The organism is Bradyrhizobium sp. T-12, assembly GCF_058314695.1.
Map to the genome: position 1 here is coordinate 5,408,343 of NZ_CM177756.1, position 15,475 is coordinate 5,423,817.

The window sequence follows — 15,475 nt, forward strand, 5'->3', positions numbered from 1 at the left end:
GGCCGGTCAACAGGAAATGACCATTTGGTCACAAAAGCGGCTTGGGCTATGAAGGCTCGAGACGTGCGATTCAGCGACGAGATGGCCCGAAAACTGCAGAAAACTTCGAGGCGACCGGTTCGCAAGCGAACCGAGACAGGTAGCAAGTCCGCGCCAAAGCGTCGCAACATGCGCGCGGCCGACCGCGAGCGCGCAATCGTGGAGGAAGCGATCCGCTTCTTCGCCGAGCGTGGCTTCGAAGGGCAGACCCGCGAGTTGGCCAAGCGCATGGGCATCACGCACTCGGCGATCTATCGCCACTTCCCCAGCAAGGAGGCGCTGATCGAGCGCGTCTACCAGGAGGTCTATCTCAGCCGCTGGTCGCCCGAATGGGGGTCGATGATCCGCGACCGCTCGCAATCGCTGGAAGGGCGGCTGACGCGCTTCTATCTCGACTATGTCGAGCGCGTGTTCGAGTACAATTGGGTGCGGATATTCGTGTTCTCCGGCATGAAGTCGTTCGGTATCACCGGCCGCTATCTCGATATCGTCCGCCGTGAGATCATCGAGCCGGCGGCAGCCGAGCTGCGCCATGAGCTGAAGCTGCCCGACGCAAAGGCGCACTCATTGAGTGAGCGCGAGACCGAGCTGTTCTGGGGCCTGCACGGCCGCATCTTCTATCTCGCCATCCGCAAGTTCATCTACGAAACACCGATCCCGCCCGATCTCGACGCCATCGTCCGTGACGCCGTCCAGACCTTCATGGACGGCGCGAAGACGACGATGCCGAAGCTGCTGGTGAGCGGCTAGCTACTGCGCAAGGCTCGGCAGATCGAGCCCCTTGTCGCGGGCGCAGTCGATCGCGATGTCGTAACCGGCATCCGCATGACGCATGACGCCGCTGGCGGGATCGTTCCAGAGCACGCGCTCGATGCGCTTCGCAGCCTCGGGCGTACCGTCGGCAACGATCACCATGCCGGCATGCTGGGAATAGCCGATGCCGACGCCGCCGCCGTGATGCAGCGAGACCCAGGTCGCGCCGCTCGCGCAATTGAGCAGCGCGTTGAGCAGCGGCCAGTCCGACACCGCGTCCGATCCGTCCTTCATCGCCTCGGTCTCGCGGTTGGGGCTTGCGACCGAACCGCTATCGAGATGATCGCGGCCGATCACGATGGGCGCCTTCAGCTCACCGCGCGCCACCATCTCGTTGAAGGCGAGGCCGAGGCGATGACGATCGCCGAGGCCGACCCAGCAGATCCGCGCGGGCAGGCCCTGGAACTTGATGCGCTCCTTGGCCATGTCGAGCCAGTTGTGCAGATGCTTGTCGTCCGGCATCAGCTCCTTGACCTTGGCGTCGGTCTTGAAGATGTCATCGGGATCACCTGACAGCGCGGCCCAGCGGAATGGCCCGACACCACGGCAGAACAGGGGACGGATATAGGCGGGCACGAAGCCGGGGAAATCGAAGGCGTTCTTCAGGCCCATGTCCTGCGCCATCTGGCGAATGTTGTTGCCGTAGTCGAGCGTCGGGATGCCCTGCGCGTGAAAATCCAGCATCGCCTGCACATGCTCGACCATCGACATCTTCGAGGCGCGCTCGACCGCTTTCGGATCAGATGCGCGCTTGGCTTCCCACTCGGCGAGCGTCCAGCCCTTCGGCAAGTAGCCGTTGATCGGATCATGCGCGCTGGTCTGGTCGGTGACGATGTCGGGCTTGACGCCGCGGCGCACCAGCTCCGGGAAAATCTCGGCGGCGTTGCCGAGCAGGCCGACCGAGACGGCCTTCTTCGTCTTCGCGGCCTCCGCCATGATCGCGAGCGCCTCGTCGAGCGTTGCGGCCTGGCGGTCGAGATAGCCGGTGCGCAGGCGCATCTCGATGCGGCTCGGCTGGCATTCGACTGCGAGCATCGAAGCCCCCGCCATGGTCGCCGCAAGCGGCTGCGCGCCGCCCATGCCACCGAGGCCTGCGGTCAGAATCCATTTGCCGGCGAGGCTGCCGCCATAATGGCGCCGCCCAACCTCGACGAAGGTCTCATAGGTGCCCTGCACGATGCCCTGGCTGCCGATATAGATCCAGGAGCCCGCCGTCATCTGGCCGAACATCATCAGGCCCTGGCGATCGAGCTCGTTGAAATGATCGAGCGTCGCCCAGTGCGGCACGATGTTGGAGTTCGCGATCAGCACGCGCGGCGCATCGGCATGGGTGCGGAACACGCCGACCGGCTTGCCGGACTGCACCAGCAGCGTCTGGTCGGCTTCGAGTTTGCGCAAGGCCGCAACGATCCGGTCAAAGCTCTCCCAATCGCGCGCGGCGCGGCCGATGCCGCCATAGACCACGAGCTCGCTCGGGCGCTCGGCAACATCAGGATCGAGATTGTTCATCAGCATGCGCAAAGGCGCTTCCGTCAGCCAGCTCTTGGCGCTGATGTCGCTGCCGCGAGGGGCGCGGATGGTGCGGTCGTTGTCCAGTCGGCGGTTCATGCGGACCTCTCAATCAAGTCTCGGAAACGGATCGGATGGCAGCGCTGTGAGTGCGGCCGCCGGCAGCGCGTCGGCTTCGACCAGTGCGGCGGCCCTGGCGAGATCGCCGGCCATGTAACGGTCGGCGCCGAGTGCAGGCACCTGCTCGCGCAATGCGGCGATGACGGCAATGAGCGGCGCGCTGGTCGCATGCGGCGCGCGGAGCGTAATGCCTTGGGCGGCGACCAGCAGCTCGATGCCGAGGATGGCGGCGAGATTGTCGGCCATGTCGGAAAGGCGCCGCGCGGCGTGCGCCGCCATCGAGACGTGATCTTCCTGGTTGGCGCTGGTCGGCGTCGAGTCGATCGAGCAGGCGAGCGCCCGCTGCTTGTTCTCGGCATAGAGCGCGGCGGCCGTCACCTCGGCGATCATGAAGCCGGAATTGATGCCGGGATCGGGAGTGAGGAACGGCGGCAGGCCGAAATTGAGTGCGGGATCGACCAGCGTCGCAATGCGCCGCTCGCTAATCGCGCCGATCTCGGATAGCGCCAGCGCAATCGCATCGGCGGCAAACGCCACCGGCTCGGCGTGGAAATTGCCGCCGGAGACGATCTCGCCGGTCTCGACCAGCACCAACGGATTGTCGGTGACCGCGTTGGCCTCGACGATCAGCGTGCGGGCAGCCTGCGTGATCAGATCGAGCGCCGCGCCCGCGACCTGCGGCTGGCAGCGCAGGCAATAAGGATCCTGCACGCGCTCGTCGCCATCGAGATGCGACAGGCGGATGTCGCTGCCGTCCAGCAACGCCGTAAGCGTCGCCGCCGCGGCGATCTGACCGGCATGGCCGCGCAGCGCCTGAATTTCAGGACGGAATGGCGCCGTCGAGGCCATCGCCGCATCGACCGACAATGCACCGGTGACGAGCGCGGCACGCGCGAGGCCAAAGGCGCGCAGCACGCCTGATATCGCATAGGCCGTCGAGAACTGCGTGCCGTTGATCAGTGCGAGGCCTTCCTTGGGGCCGAGCGTCAGCGGCACGAGGCCGGCCGCGGCGAGCGCCTCGCGGCCGGATACAATCTTGCCGTCAACGATCGCCTGCCCCTCGCCGATCATCACCGCAGTCATATGCGCAAGCGGCGCGAGATCGCCGGAGGCCCCGACCGAGCCCTGCTGCGGCACCAGCGGATACACGCCTTGCGCCAACATGCCCTGCAACTGCTCGATCACCGCGCGGCGCACGCCGGAGGCGCCGCGTCCGAGCGAGACGATCTTCAATGCCATCATCAGGCGGACGATCGGCTGCGGCGTCACAGGGCCGACGCCGCAACAATGCGACACGATCAGGTTGCGTTGAAGCAGCGCGGTCTGGTCGGGTGGGATGCGCTTCGAAGCGAGCTTCCCGAACCCGGTGTTGATGCCGTAGACCGGAGCATCGGCTTGCGCAGCCTTCGCGACAATCGCCGCGGCTGCGTCCACGCGCGGCCAGAACGAGGAATGGAGGACGACAGGCGCACCTGCAAGCACACGCGCGAGATCGTCGAGGCTGACCGTTCCCGGCTTGACGACGATCGCTGCGCCCTGCTCCATCACTGGCCCCTCCACACCCGCCGATGCAGCGGATTGAAGCCGATGCGGTAGACCAGTTCAGCGGGCCGTTCGATGTCCCAGATCGCGAGATCGCACCATTTGCCGGCTTCCAGCGTACCGGTCTCGTTCAGCACGCCGAGCGCCCGCGCGCCTTCACGGGTCACGCCGGCAAGGCACTCGGCCACATTCATCCTGAACAGCGTCGCGCCCATGTTCATGGTGAGCAGCAGCGAGGTCAGCGGCGAGCTGCCGGGATTGCAGTCGGTGGCGAGCGCCATGTGCACGCCATGCCTTCGGAAGGCCTCGACCGGCGGCTTCTGCGTCTCGCGAATGAAGTAGAACGCGCCGGGCAGCAGCACGGCCACAGTACCGGCCTTCGCCATCGCGGCAGCGCCGGCTTCGTCGGTATGCTCCAAGTGATCGGCCGACAGCGCCGAGAATCTTGCGGCGAGCGCGGCACCGCCGAGGTTCGAGAGCTGGTCGGCATGCAGCTTGACCGGCAGCCCAAGCCGTCTCGCCGTCTCGAATACAAGCGCCGTCTGTTCCGCCGAGAACGCGATGCCCTCCATGAACGCGTCGACGGCATCGGCAAGGCCGGCCTTCGCGACCGCAGGCAGCATCTCTTTACAGACGAGAGCGATGTAGCGCTCCTTGTCGCCATCAGCCTCCAGCGGCAGGGCGTGGGCTCCGAGAAACGACGTGCGGATTGCAACCGGCCGCTGACGACCGATGCTCCGCGCGGCTGACAGCTGCCGCATCTCTGTCTCGGTATCCAGGCCATAGCCGGACTTGATCTCGACGGTGGTGGCGCCCTCGCCGATCAGTGCATCGAGCCGCGGCAGCGCGCTGGCGACGAGTTCGGCCTCGCTTGCCTTGCGTGTCGCGGCCACCGTCGAGACGATGCCGCCGCCGGCGCGTGCGATCTCCTCGTAGCTTGCACCCTTGAGCCGCAGCTCGAATTCGTGCGCGCGGTTGCCGCCATAGACCAGATGGGTGTGGCAGTCGACGAGCCCCGGCGTGATCCAGCGCCCCTGGCAATCGATCCGCTCGACGGCGTCCGCATCCGCCGGGAAATCTGCTTCTGCTCCGGCGTAAACGATACGGCCGCCGCGTGCAGCGATCACACCCTGCTCGATCTCGCCGAGATCAGGACGATCCGCCCGCATCGTGGCGAGGCGGGCATTGTGCCAGATCCGGTCGAAGCGCTCTGCCATGCAACGGTCCCTTCGCGGATGTCCCTGCGCCCTGGGATGCTTGACTTATATGTCTAGACATATAATCGTAAGGCGGTTCTGTCCAGCCGGCGTGTCATCAATCATGTCCCGACTGCATTTCGCCTCCGCGCTCCTGCCCTCGGGCTGGGCCAATGACGTGCAGGTGGTGATCACCGCCGGCGCGATCGCGGAGGTGACTGCGGGCGTACAGCCTGCCGCCGGCGACGAGCGCCACGCCATCGCGCTTCCGGGACTTGCGAGCCTGCACAGCCACGCCTTCCAGCGCGGCATGGCGGGCCTCGCCGAGCTGCGCGGGGACAGCAACGATACGTTCTGGACCTGGCGCGAGACGATGTACCGCTTCGCGCTGGCGATGACGCCGGACGATGTCGCCGCCGTCGCCACCCTGCTTTATGTCGAGATGCTGGAGCAGGGTTTTACCCGCGTCGGCGAATTCCATTATCTGCATCACGATCGCGACGGCTCGCACTATTCCGATATCGCCGAGATGGCCGCGCGCATCGCGCAGGCGGCTGAGGCGTCCGGCATTGCGCTGACGCTGCTGCCGAGTTTCTACGCGCACGGCTCCTTCGGCGGCGCCGCGCCGCATGCCGGCCAGCGGCGCTTCATCTGCTCGGTCGATCAGTTCGCCGCGCTGATGACGGCCTCGCGCAAGGCGATCAGCACATTGCCCGGCGCGAATATCGGCATCGCGCCGCACAGCCTGCGCGCGGTGACGCCGGACGAGCTTGCGGCAATCATTCCGCTGGCGGAAGGCGGGCCGGTGCATATTCATGCCGCCGAGCAGGTCAGGGAAGTCGAGGATTGCCTGGCCTGGTCGGAACGACGCCCGGTGCAATGGCTGCTGGAGCACGCGCCGGTCGACCCGCGCTGGTGCCTCATTCACGCAACCCACATGACGGAAGCGGAAGTCGGCGCATTCGGCAAGGCCGGCGCGGTCGCCGGCCTCTGCCCCATCACCGAGGCGAGCCTCGGTGATGGCATCTTTCCCGCACGTGAATTTCTCGCGGCCGGCGGCGCGTTCGGTGTCGGCACCGATTCCAACGTATTGGTCGGCGTCGCCGACGAATTGCGCCAGCTCGAATACGGCCAGCGGCTCAAGCACCGCGAGCGCAACGTGCTCTCCGCGGGCGCAGGCCGCTCGACCGGACGCACGCTGTACGATCACGCGCTCGCGGGCGGCGCACAGGCGCTGGCGCAGGAGACAGTCGGGCTCACACCTGGCGCACGTGCCGACATCGTCACGCTCGACGCAGCGCATCCCTCGCTGGCGGGGCGTCGGGGCGATGCCGCCATCGACGGCTGGATCTTTGCCGCGGGCAGCGGCGCGATCGATTGCGTCTGGGCCGGCGGCCGCAAGGTAGTCAAGGGCGGTCAGCATGGATTGCGCCAGGCCGCACGTGAGCGCTTCAACGCGGCGGTACGGAGGCTCGTTGCATGAGCCTCGTCACCGATGCCGCCGACAAGCCGACACTCTACAAGCGCATTCGCGCCGATATCGAGCAGCGCATCCTCACCGGCGAATGGCCGCCCGGGCATCGCATTCCCTTCGAGCACGAGCTGGTCGCGCGTTACGGCTGCTCGCGCATGACGGTGAACAAGGCGCTGTCCGAGCTGGCGCAGGCCGATCTGATCGAGCGGCGGCGCCGCGCCGGCTCCTTCGTGCGCCGGCCGCAGCATCAGTCCGCCGTTCTGCAGATTACCGACATCCGCGCCGAGATCACCGCGCTCGGACGCGCTTACGGTTATGAGCTGATCCACCGCAAGCTGCGCACCGCCACCTCCGCCGACCGTGACCGGCTCGGTGTCAAAAAGGCCGGCAAGGTGGTCGCGATCACGTGCCGGCACAGCGCCGACAACGTGCCGTTCGCCGTCGAGGACAGGCTGATCGATCTGTCGTCCGTACCTGATGCCGCGACCGCGGACTTCTCCCGCGAGCCGCCCGGCTCGTGGCTGCTTCATCACGTCCCATGGACGGAGGCCGAGCACACGATCAGCGCCATCGTCGCGGACGATCACACGGCGGGCGCACTCGCGATCGCCGTCGGCGCGCCCTGTCTCGTGATCGACCGTTACACCTGGCGCAGCGCGCGCACGATCACCGCCGTGCGCCTGCTCTATCCCGGTGACTCTCACCGCCTTGTCGCGCGATTCAAGGGAGGCTGAGTGGCTATGTCGGCACAAATCGTGCAACGCTTCATGAAGAGACCAACAGGACGTCAATCCATCGATCGGCAGAGGACGACAATCATGCGTAGTTCGACGATATTCGCGACAATCATTGCTCTTGCGGCCGCCACTCCCGTGCTCGCCGACGACGTCAAGGTCGGTGTCGGCATCTCCGGATGGACCGGGTTTGCGCCGCTGACGCTGGCGAAGGAGGCGGGCATCTTCAAGAAGAACGGCCTCGACGTCACAATCAAGAAGATTCCGCAGAAGGATCGCCATCTCGCCGTCGCCTCCGGCGACATCCAGTGCGCGGCGACGACGGTCGAAACCTGGATTTCCTGGAACGCCAACGGCGTTGCGACCAAGCAGATCTTCCAGCTCGACAAGAGCTTCGGCGCCGACGGCATGGCCGTGCGCAACGACGTCGCCGCGATCAAGGACCTCAAGGGCAAGACCGTCGCCGCCTCCGCGCCGGGCACCTCGCCGTATTTCGCGCTGGCCTGGATGCTCAAGAAGAACGGCCTTACCGTGAAGGACGTCACCGTCGTCAACCTGGAGCCGGCCGCGGCCGCGCAGGCCTTCGTCTCCGGCCAGAACGATGCCGCCATGACCTATGAGCCCTATCTGTCGACGGTGCGCGCCGCGCCGGACAAAGGCAAGATCATCGCGACCACGCTGGACTATCCGATGGTGATGGACACCTTCGGCTGCACGCCGAGATTCCTGACCGAGAACCCGAAAGCCGCGAAGGCCCTTGCCGACAGCTATTTCGAGGCGCTCGACATGATCGCCAAGGACCAGGCCAAGGCCTATGAGATCATGGGCGCCGACGTGAAGCAGACCGGCGAGCAGTTCGCCAACTCGGCGAAATATCTGCGCTGGCAGGACAAGGCCGCCAACCAGAAGTTCTTCGCCGGCGACTTCCTGACCTTCAACAAGGAGGCCGCCGAGCTGCTGCTCGAGATCGGCATCATCAAGGCCGCGCCGAAGGTCGAGGACCTCTTCGACGCCAGCTTCATCAAGTAAGTCACCCAGGAGCTGCCGGCCTCGTCTCACGGCGGGGCCGGCAATTTCGTTCACTGCCCGGATAGATCGTCGATGCGTCCCCTGGACCCTGTTACATCGAAGCAGCGCTTGGCTTACGGCCTTGCGTTCTTCGTCGTGTTCGTTGCCTTGTGGTCGTGGGCCACCTTCGGCGGCCATGTGTCGAAAGTGTTCCTCGCCAACCCGCTCACCATGGTGCAGGAGGGCGTCGACCTGATCACCAAGCAGGGCTTCCTGTACGACATCGGCATGACGATCTGGCGCGTTGTCGGCGGATTTGTGCTCGCCGCGATCATCGCGGTCCCGCTCGGACTGCTGATGGGCGCCTACAAGCCGGTCGAAGCGTTCCTCGAGCCGTTCGTCTCTTTCGCCCGCTATCTGCCCGCCTCCGCCTTCATTCCGCTTCTGATCCTGTGGGCCGGGATCGGCGAATTGCAAAAACTGCTCGTCATCTTCATCGGCTCGGTGTTCCAGGTCATTTTGATGGTCGCGGTGACCGTCGGCGCCACGCGGCGCGACCTGGTCGAGGCCGCCTATACGCTCGGCGCCAGCGACCGCGGCATCATCCGCCGGGTGCTGCTGCCCTCCTCCGCGCCCGAGATCGCGGAGATCCTGCGGCTGGTGCTGGGTTGGGCCTGGACCTATGTTATCGTCGCCGAGCTGATCGGCTCGTCCTCGGGCATCGGTCACATGATCACCGACAGCCAGGCGCTGCTCAACACGGGCCAGATCATCTTCGGCATCATCGTGATCGGGCTGATCGGCCTGCTCTCGGACTTCATGTTCAAGGCCTTCAACGCCTGGTTGTTTCCGTGGAGGCTCGCATGACGATCCTCAAGGTCGAGCAGGTCTCGCGCACCTTCCCGGCGCGCCACGGCAACGCGCCGACCAAGGCGCTGGAGCCGACCGACCTCATCATCGGCAACAACGACTTCGTCACCATCCTCGGCCCCTCCGGCTGCGGCAAGTCCACGCTGCTGCGGATCGTCGCCGGCCTCGACCGCCCGACCAACGGGCGCGTCACGCTCGACGGACGCGAAGTGACGGGCCCCGGCGCCGATCGCGGCATGGTGTTCCAGTCCTACACGCTGTTTCCCTGGCTCACCGTGCGCGAGAACATCGCCTTCGGCCTGCGCGAGCGCGGCGTGTCCGAGGCGGAGCGCAACAGAATCGCGGACGCCTTCATCCGCCAGGTCGGATTGTCCGGCTTCGAGAATCATTGGCCGAAGCAGCTCTCCGGCGGCATGCAGCAGCGCACCGCGATCGCGCGCGCGCTCGCCAACGATCCGAAAATCCTGCTGCTCGACGAGCCGTTCGGCGCGCTCGACAACCAGACCCGCGCCTTGATGCAGGAGATGCTGCTGGCCATCTGGGAGCGCGACCAGAAGACCGTGCTGTTCGTGACTCACGACATCGAGGAGGCAATCTTCCTCGGCAGCCGCGTCATCGTCATGAGCGCGCGCCCAGGCCGCATCAAGGCCGAGATTACCGTGGACCTGCCGCATCCGCGCTCCTACAAGATCAAGACTACGCCCGAGTTCGTCCAGCTCAAGGAACGGCTGGTCGAGGAGATCCGCACTGAGGCGCTGAAGGTTGCCGAACATGCCTGACACCATGCCGCGCGCCGATGGAAAGCGCGTTCTCGCCGATCTCAGTGCGCTGCGCGCCATCGGCGCCTACAAGACCGGCGTGCACAAGCCGACCTTTTCCGAACCGCACAGGCTTTCGCTGGACTGGCTCGTACGCAAGCTGCCCGATGCCGGTCTCTCCGCTTCGATCGACGGCATCGGCAATGTCTTCGGCACGAGCACGAAGGTCGGGCCCAAGCTGCTGGCTGGATCGCACCTGGAGAGCCAGAACTACGCCGGCTGGCTCGATGGCCCGCTCGGCGTCGTCTATGCGCTCGAAGCCGCCCGCGTGCTCAACGCCGACCCCTCGCTGAAAGGCGCGGTCGAGGTCGCGGCGTGGTGCGACGAGGAGGGACATTTCGGTCATTTCCTCGGCTCGCGCTCCTATGTCGGGCAGGTGACTGAAGCCGACATCGACGCGGCGCGCGACCGCACCAGCGGCCGGACCATGCGCGATGCGCTCGCCGAGATGGGCCTTGCGGGCCGGCCGCGCCTCGGCGCCGAGCCGGGCCGCCACGTCGGATATCTCGAAGCACATATCGAGCAGGGCGACACGCTCGAAAGCGGCAGGCTCGCGATCGGTGTCGTGACCTCCATCGTCGGCATCTGGCAATACCAGATCAATTTCGCCGGCGAGCAGAACCATGCCGGCACCACGCGCATGGCCGTGCGCAAGGATGCAGGGCTGGCGCTCGCCAAATTCTGCGTCGCGATCGACGAGCGTTTTCCGGCCGCCTGCGGCCCGCGCACGGTCTGGACCACCGGGCGCATCACGCTCGACCCGGGCGCGCCGAGCATCATTCCGGGCGGCGCCGAAATGCTGTTCCAGATCCGCGACGACGATCCTTCGGTCATTGCCCGGCTGGAGCAGCTGCTGCGGGCCATGGCGAATGATGCCAGCGCGAACGGTCCCTGCACCGTCACCGTCGAAAAGCTGCGCACCGGCGCGCCTGCCATGATGAATCCAGGCTTTCAGGATGCGATCGAAGCCGCAAGCCGGGCGCTGGCCGGTGGGCGATCCATTCGCATGCCCAGCGGGGCCGGCCACGATGCGCAGATGCTGGCGACCGTCATGCCCGCCGCGATGCTGTTCGTGCCGTCGATCGGCGGCATCAGCCATCACTGGACCGAGAACACCGCCGATGCCGATATCGTCACCGGCGCGGAGGTCTTCGTCGATGCCTGCCGGCGGATCCTCGGGGGCTAACGCCCCTTTTCTTGAGCATGATCTTTCGGAAAACCGCTGCACACTTTTCCGGATCATGCTCTAGAACGACGTCCCCCCGCCGAACCTGAACTCCTGGACGACGTCGTATTTGCCCTTCGTGATCGGAACCGCATAGTCGAAGCGGAGCGGCCCGAACGGCGAGGCCCAGATCAGGCCGACGCCGACCGACGATCGCACCGTGCTGCCGTCGTCATATTGCAATCCGCAGGTCGGGCACGCCTTGGTGTTGACTTCGCCGGTGGCCGACCACGACGTCGGCCCCTGATAGCCCCACAGCGAGCCGGCATCGGCGTAGACCGCGCCCTTGAGGCCTACTTCCTTGGGAAGGAACCAGAACGGCATCTGCAGCTCCGCCGACGCGCCCCAATATTTCGTGCCGCCGAGCGCATCGCCGCTGGAGCCGTAGTTGTAGTAGGTGATGTCGCGCGGCCCGATGCCATTCGAGGCGAAGCCGCGCACCAGGCTCGGCCCCATCTGGAAGTGATCCAGCATGCGCAGATCCTGGTTGCCGAGCTTGCTGAGCAGGCCGCCCTGGAGGTGGATCACGCTGACGATCTCGGAGACGAGCGGCGCGTAGTATTTGGTGTCCAGCACGGTCTTCAGATAGGTGACGTCGCCGCCGACTCCGGCGAAGTCCTGCCGGAAATCGACCAGCAACCCGTCCGTCGGGTTCTTGGTGTTGTCGAGCGTGTTGTAGTTCAGCGTGTAGCCGAGCGCCGAGGTCCAGGTCGCGCCGTTCGCCAGCTCCTTTCGAACCGGCAGACTCGACTCGCCGTCGCCGTAGCAGCCATAGCCATAGACTCCCGAGCTCGTGGAATTGGTCGGGTCCGCACCGCCCAGGACGTTCTGGATATAGGCTGGCGTCGGATTATAGGCCAGCGAGGCGTTCGACGCGTTGTTGTTGCAATTGTTGTAGGCGCTGGCGAGCGTGATGCTCTGCTGGTAGAGCGAATAGCGAAGCTGGAGCGAGAGGTCCTCCCGCAAGGCAAGGCCGATGCGCGGGGAGAAGCCCAGCGTGGTCACGCCGTAGCTCGTATAGCTGTTCGACTTCTGCTCCTTCCAATAGGTGTCGAATCCGAGCGCCATCCGGTAGCCGAGCAGATAAGGCTCGACGAAGGACAACGATACGCCGCGTGAATACTGGCCGTAGCTGACCGATGCCTTGGCATAGAGCCCACGCCCGAGCAGGTTGCGCTCGGAGATCGAGACTTCCGCCAGCGCGCCGTCGGTGGTGGAGTAACCGCCCGAGATCGAGAAGTCGCCGGTCGATTTCTCTTCCATGTCGACGATCAGAATGACGCGATCGCTGGAGGAGCCGGGCTCGGTCGTGATCTTCACGCTCTTGAAGTAGTCGAGGTTCTTCAGGCGCCGTTCGGCACGGTCGACCAGGGTGCGGTTGTAGGCATCGCCCTCGGAGATGTCGAACTCGCGGCGGATCACATAGTCGCGGGTGCGGGTGTTGCCGCGCAGGTTGATGCGCTCGATATAGGTGCGCGGGCCCTCGTCGATGGTGAACACCACGGAGACGGTGTGCGCCTCGAAATTGCGGTCGCCGCCGGGACGGACCACGGCAAAGGCATAGCCGCGGCGCGAGGCCTCGATCTGCATCTCTTCGGTCGATTTCTCGACCAACTCGACGTTGTAGAGCGAGCCTGCGCTGACGCGCGAATAGGTGCGAAGCGAGCCCGTGTCGAAATTGGGAATACTGGAGCGGAAGTCGACGGAGCCGATGCGATATTGAGCGCCTTCCTCGATCTTGAAGGTCACCAGAAAGCCCTTCTTCTCCGGATCGTATTCGGTGAGCGCGGCGACGACCTGGACGTCGGCGTAACCGTTCTTAAGATAGAAGCGGCGGATCAGATCGCGGTCGGCCTCGACGCGATCGGGATCGTAGATGTCGTTGTTGCCGAGGAAGCTGAGCAGGTTTCTCTCGTGCGTCTTGATGATGTCGCGCAGGCGCGAGGCCGAGAACGCGCTGTTGCCGACGAAGTCGACCGACTTGACCGAGGTCTTGGCACCCTCCTCGACCGTGAAGATGAGGTCGACGCGGTTGTTCGGCTGTTCGATGATCTCGGGCGTGACGCGGACATCGTAACGGCCGGAGCGCCGGTAGATTTCGGCGATGCGCAGCGTGTCGGACTGCACCAGCGCCCGCGAGAATGATCCGCGCGGCTTGGACTGGATCTCCCCCGAGAGCTGCTCGTCCTTGATCTTCTTGTTGCCCTCGAATGCGATACGGCCGATCACGGCGTTTTCGACCACCGACACCACGATGCGACCGCCGGCCTGATTGACCTTCACGTCCTGGAACAGGCCGGTCGCGATCAGCGCCTTGAGCCCGTCATCGACGGCGGATTGATCGAGATGCCCGCCCGGGCCGGGCTTGAAATAGGAGCGGACCGTCTCGGCCTCCACGCGGCGATTGCCTTCGACGACGATCGACTGCATCGCCTGCGCCGCCACCGGCCGCGGCAACAGCACAAGCGTGAGTGAACCTGCAATCGATACAGCACTCATCGCCACGACGATCAGCCCGGCCCGCAAAAACGACATTCCACACCTCAACGATACCTCGCCTGCTCTGAAACGAGACGGCTGTGGCCGCGGTGTGGCCTGGAGATTGCTGCATTGTTTCCGGTCGTTGAATTTGATTGGTCGATCGGACGCGTGAGCAGCGCGACCGCAATGACCGCGCGCATTGTGGGCGCCGACCGAGCCGCCTCGAAGCGGCCGCGCGGTCGCCTTGCCCATGCAGTGGCCCAGCAACATCGCGCAACGCCGGGATTCTTTACAGGCTCTTAAGTCGGTGCGAGAGGCGGCCGCGTCAGGAAATTCGCACAGGATGTTGTCCGATGAACGCGCATGTAACGACCCGAGCAGTGCTGGCCGCCCTCCTCGCCTCGACCCTCATCGCTCATCCCGCCACCGCCGGCAAGCGCGAGCCGCGAGCGGCCCGGGACGCGGTTTACGAGTACGGCCCGCGCGGCCCCAATCGTTCCTACCAATCCGATCCGCGCACGCGCATCTATGTCAGCAAGCGATCGTGGCTCGACGGCGGGACCGAGGTACTCCCCGGCGAGCGCAAGTTTACCGACTATGCCTTTCCGCCCGGCGCCTCCTTCGCACGCAGTAACAACAATCGGCCGCTCGACCGACAGCCGCTGAGCCCCGACTCCGATCTGGGCGGATTTGCGCGGCGAATTCCGATTTCGTGGTGAAAGGTGTCCCGATAAAAGCGCAAGGCGCTTGAGCGTTGCCGCGCAGGGCCGGGACCCACGAAGCAGAGCGTACCATCGCCGGCCTCCGTCGCTCGCTCAAATCGCAGACATGCCCTCCCGATCTCGCGGTGGATTTCACCCGAGCCTTGCTTCGTCTTTCGTCCCTCTTGAGCCAAGAGGATGCAGGGAAGACCGGGTGCCGACAGACACCCGCGGTCCGCTGCGCGAAATGCACGCGCACGCAGAAAACCGCACAGCAGCATACAGGTGGTGCCGATCACTCGGCCTTCCCTGCGCGATGGTCGGACGGCTTATGCCGCGCTCTCCCGGGAGCCGAACTTTCTTCTGGCCTCCCTCGCCGTTCGAATTGACGATGCCCTCCACCCGGTTGGGCTCGCGCGCATCTTCGAACGGGCTTGACCGTAGCAACGACGGCCAGGACCACACGGTTTTGCCGTACGCACGGCCCGCCATTTCGCCGCAGTATTTCCAACCCCGTCGACGGAGCTACGAAACTTACAGGCGAGACGAAGCCTAGCAGCGCCGCTCGTCTGCACGCGGCCGCGGGCTCACAGGGACACCCCGCCCTGCCCGCACCTCTCATGCCGACGCTGCCGCGTCCACCGCAAGCCGGCTCGCGATCAAGACGACCTCGAGATCGCCCCTCCTGGATGAGCCGGGATGGCCGACACATACGCCAAAACCGAATTTCGGTAAAGTGGAATATTTTTGCGCGAGCGGATTGACAGGGGGCCGACACAGGCGCGGACGCGTAGCCCGGATGGAGCGCCAGCGCAATCCGCGACGGGGCCGAACACTGGCGAGCGGCCTCGGAATGCGCCTTCGCTCCACCCGGGCCACGGGCTATGGGACGTCAGCCGTTCGGCCGCGCCGAGACGTCTGGCAATACCTGTTTACATTCAGCAA

At 65.4% G+C, this 15,475-nt stretch carries 12 protein-coding genes; 8 read left to right on the plus strand and 4 right to left on the minus strand.

The genetic code is table 11. From position 1 onward, the window contains the following. Positions 1 to 168: 168 nt before the first annotated feature. Positions 169 to 789, plus strand: coding sequence for a TetR/AcrR family transcriptional regulator (locus AC0WRY_RS25845; protein ID WP_194403607.1), 621 nt, complete (start codon positions 169 to 171; stop codon positions 787 to 789). Here the strand turns inward: AC0WRY_RS25845 and hutU are convergent, their stop codons facing one another. From hutU to hutI, 3 genes are read right to left on the minus strand one after another with little or no spacing between them, the layout of a single operon-like run. Then, positions 790 to 2,460: a urocanate hydratase gene (gene hutU / locus AC0WRY_RS25850; RefSeq protein ID WP_194403608.1), complete on the minus strand. Its 1,671-nt coding sequence runs from the start codon at positions 2,458 to 2,460 to the stop codon at positions 790 to 792. It lies immediately after the preceding gene. Between the two features lie 9 nt (positions 2,461 to 2,469). After that, positions 2,470 to 4,029, minus strand: coding sequence for a histidine ammonia-lyase (gene hutH / locus AC0WRY_RS25855; RefSeq protein ID WP_194403609.1), 1,560 nt, complete (start codon positions 4,027 to 4,029; stop codon positions 2,470 to 2,472). Further along, on the minus strand, positions 4,026 to 5,240 hold the full coding sequence (hutI, locus tag AC0WRY_RS25860) for an imidazolonepropionase (RefSeq protein WP_194403610.1): 1,215 nt from the start codon (positions 5,238 to 5,240) through the stop codon (positions 4,026 to 4,028). The genes hutH and hutI overlap by 4 nt, the downstream gene beginning before the upstream one ends. Before the next feature lie 103 nt (positions 5,241 to 5,343). On the opposite strand from hutI, the gene AC0WRY_RS25865 reads away from it, so the two are divergent. The 6 genes from AC0WRY_RS25865 to AC0WRY_RS25890 all read left to right on the plus strand — a co-directional run bounded on the left by AC0WRY_RS25865 (position 5,344) and on the right by AC0WRY_RS25890 (position 11,309). Next, positions 5,344 to 6,702, plus strand: coding sequence for a formimidoylglutamate deiminase (locus AC0WRY_RS25865; RefSeq protein ID WP_194403611.1), 1,359 nt, complete (start codon positions 5,344 to 5,346; stop codon positions 6,700 to 6,702). After that, positions 6,699 to 7,427, plus strand: coding sequence for a histidine utilization transcriptional repressor HutC (gene hutC, locus AC0WRY_RS25870; protein WP_194403612.1), 729 nt, complete (start codon positions 6,699 to 6,701; stop codon positions 7,425 to 7,427). The genes AC0WRY_RS25865 and hutC overlap by 4 nt, the downstream gene beginning before the upstream one ends. Before the next feature lie 84 nt (positions 7,428 to 7,511). Beyond that, positions 7,512 to 8,456 carry an ABC transporter substrate-binding protein gene (locus AC0WRY_RS25875; protein ID WP_194403613.1) on the plus strand — a complete coding sequence of 315 codons (945 nt, stop codon included), beginning with the start codon at positions 7,512 to 7,514 and terminating at the stop codon, positions 8,454 to 8,456. Between the two features lie 72 nt (positions 8,457 to 8,528). Further along, positions 8,529 to 9,302 carry an ABC transporter permease gene (locus AC0WRY_RS25880; protein WP_063202669.1) on the plus strand — a complete coding sequence of 258 codons (774 nt, stop codon included), beginning with the start codon at positions 8,529 to 8,531 and terminating at the stop codon, positions 9,300 to 9,302. Beyond that, on the plus strand, positions 9,299 to 10,084 hold the full coding sequence (locus AC0WRY_RS25885) for an ABC transporter ATP-binding protein (RefSeq protein ID WP_194403614.1): 786 nt from the start codon (positions 9,299 to 9,301) through the stop codon (positions 10,082 to 10,084). The genes AC0WRY_RS25880 and AC0WRY_RS25885 overlap by 4 nt, the downstream gene beginning before the upstream one ends. Next, positions 10,077 to 11,309: a Zn-dependent hydrolase gene (locus AC0WRY_RS25890; RefSeq protein WP_194403615.1), complete on the plus strand. Its 1,233-nt coding sequence runs from the start codon at positions 10,077 to 10,079 to the stop codon at positions 11,307 to 11,309. Before AC0WRY_RS25885 ends, AC0WRY_RS25890 begins: the two co-directional genes overlap by 8 nt. Positions 11,310 to 11,369: 60 nt before the next feature. Here AC0WRY_RS25890 and bamA read toward each other — a convergent pair whose 3' ends face one another. Continuing rightward, entirely contained in the window at positions 11,370 to 13,847 is a 2,478-nt protein-coding gene (gene bamA / locus AC0WRY_RS25895; protein WP_491123503.1) for an outer membrane protein assembly factor BamA, read from the minus strand. Between the two features lie 335 nt (positions 13,848 to 14,182). Between bamA and AC0WRY_RS25900 the strand changes: the two genes are divergently transcribed. After that, on the plus strand, positions 14,183 to 14,548 hold the full coding sequence (locus tag AC0WRY_RS25900) for a hypothetical protein (RefSeq protein WP_194403617.1): 366 nt from the start codon (positions 14,183 to 14,185) through the stop codon (positions 14,546 to 14,548). The last annotated feature ends 927 nt before the right edge of the window (positions 14,549 to 15,475 follow it).

Excerpts from the sequence above, each read along its gene's own strand:
- AC0WRY_RS25845 (WP_194403607.1), top strand. The coding sequence starts at position 169 with ATGCGCGCGGCCGACCGCGAGCGCGCAATCGTGGAGGAAGCGATCCGC.
- hutU (WP_194403608.1), bottom strand. The coding sequence starts at position 2,460 with ATGAACCGCCGACTGGACAACGACCGCACCATCCGCGCCCCTCGCGGC.
- hutI (WP_194403610.1), bottom strand. The coding sequence starts at position 5,240 with ATGGCAGAGCGCTTCGACCGGATCTGGCACAATGCCCGCCTCGCCACG.
- AC0WRY_RS25865 (WP_194403611.1), top strand. The coding sequence starts at position 5,344 with ATGTCCCGACTGCATTTCGCCTCCGCGCTCCTGCCCTCGGGCTGGGCC.
- hutC (WP_194403612.1), top strand. The coding sequence starts at position 6,699 with ATGAGCCTCGTCACCGATGCCGCCGACAAGCCGACACTCTACAAGCGC.
- AC0WRY_RS25875 (WP_194403613.1), top strand. The coding sequence starts at position 7,512 with ATGCGTAGTTCGACGATATTCGCGACAATCATTGCTCTTGCGGCCGCC.
- AC0WRY_RS25880 (WP_063202669.1), top strand. The coding sequence starts at position 8,529 with ATGCGTCCCCTGGACCCTGTTACATCGAAGCAGCGCTTGGCTTACGGC.
- AC0WRY_RS25885 (WP_194403614.1), top strand. The coding sequence starts at position 9,299 with ATGACGATCCTCAAGGTCGAGCAGGTCTCGCGCACCTTCCCGGCGCGC.
- AC0WRY_RS25890 (WP_194403615.1), top strand. The coding sequence starts at position 10,077 with ATGCCTGACACCATGCCGCGCGCCGATGGAAAGCGCGTTCTCGCCGAT.
- bamA (WP_491123503.1), bottom strand. The coding sequence starts at position 13,847 with ATGAGTGCTGTATCGATTGCAGGTTCACTCACGCTTGTGCTGTTGCCG.
- AC0WRY_RS25900 (WP_194403617.1), top strand. The coding sequence starts at position 14,183 with ATGAACGCGCATGTAACGACCCGAGCAGTGCTGGCCGCCCTCCTCGCC.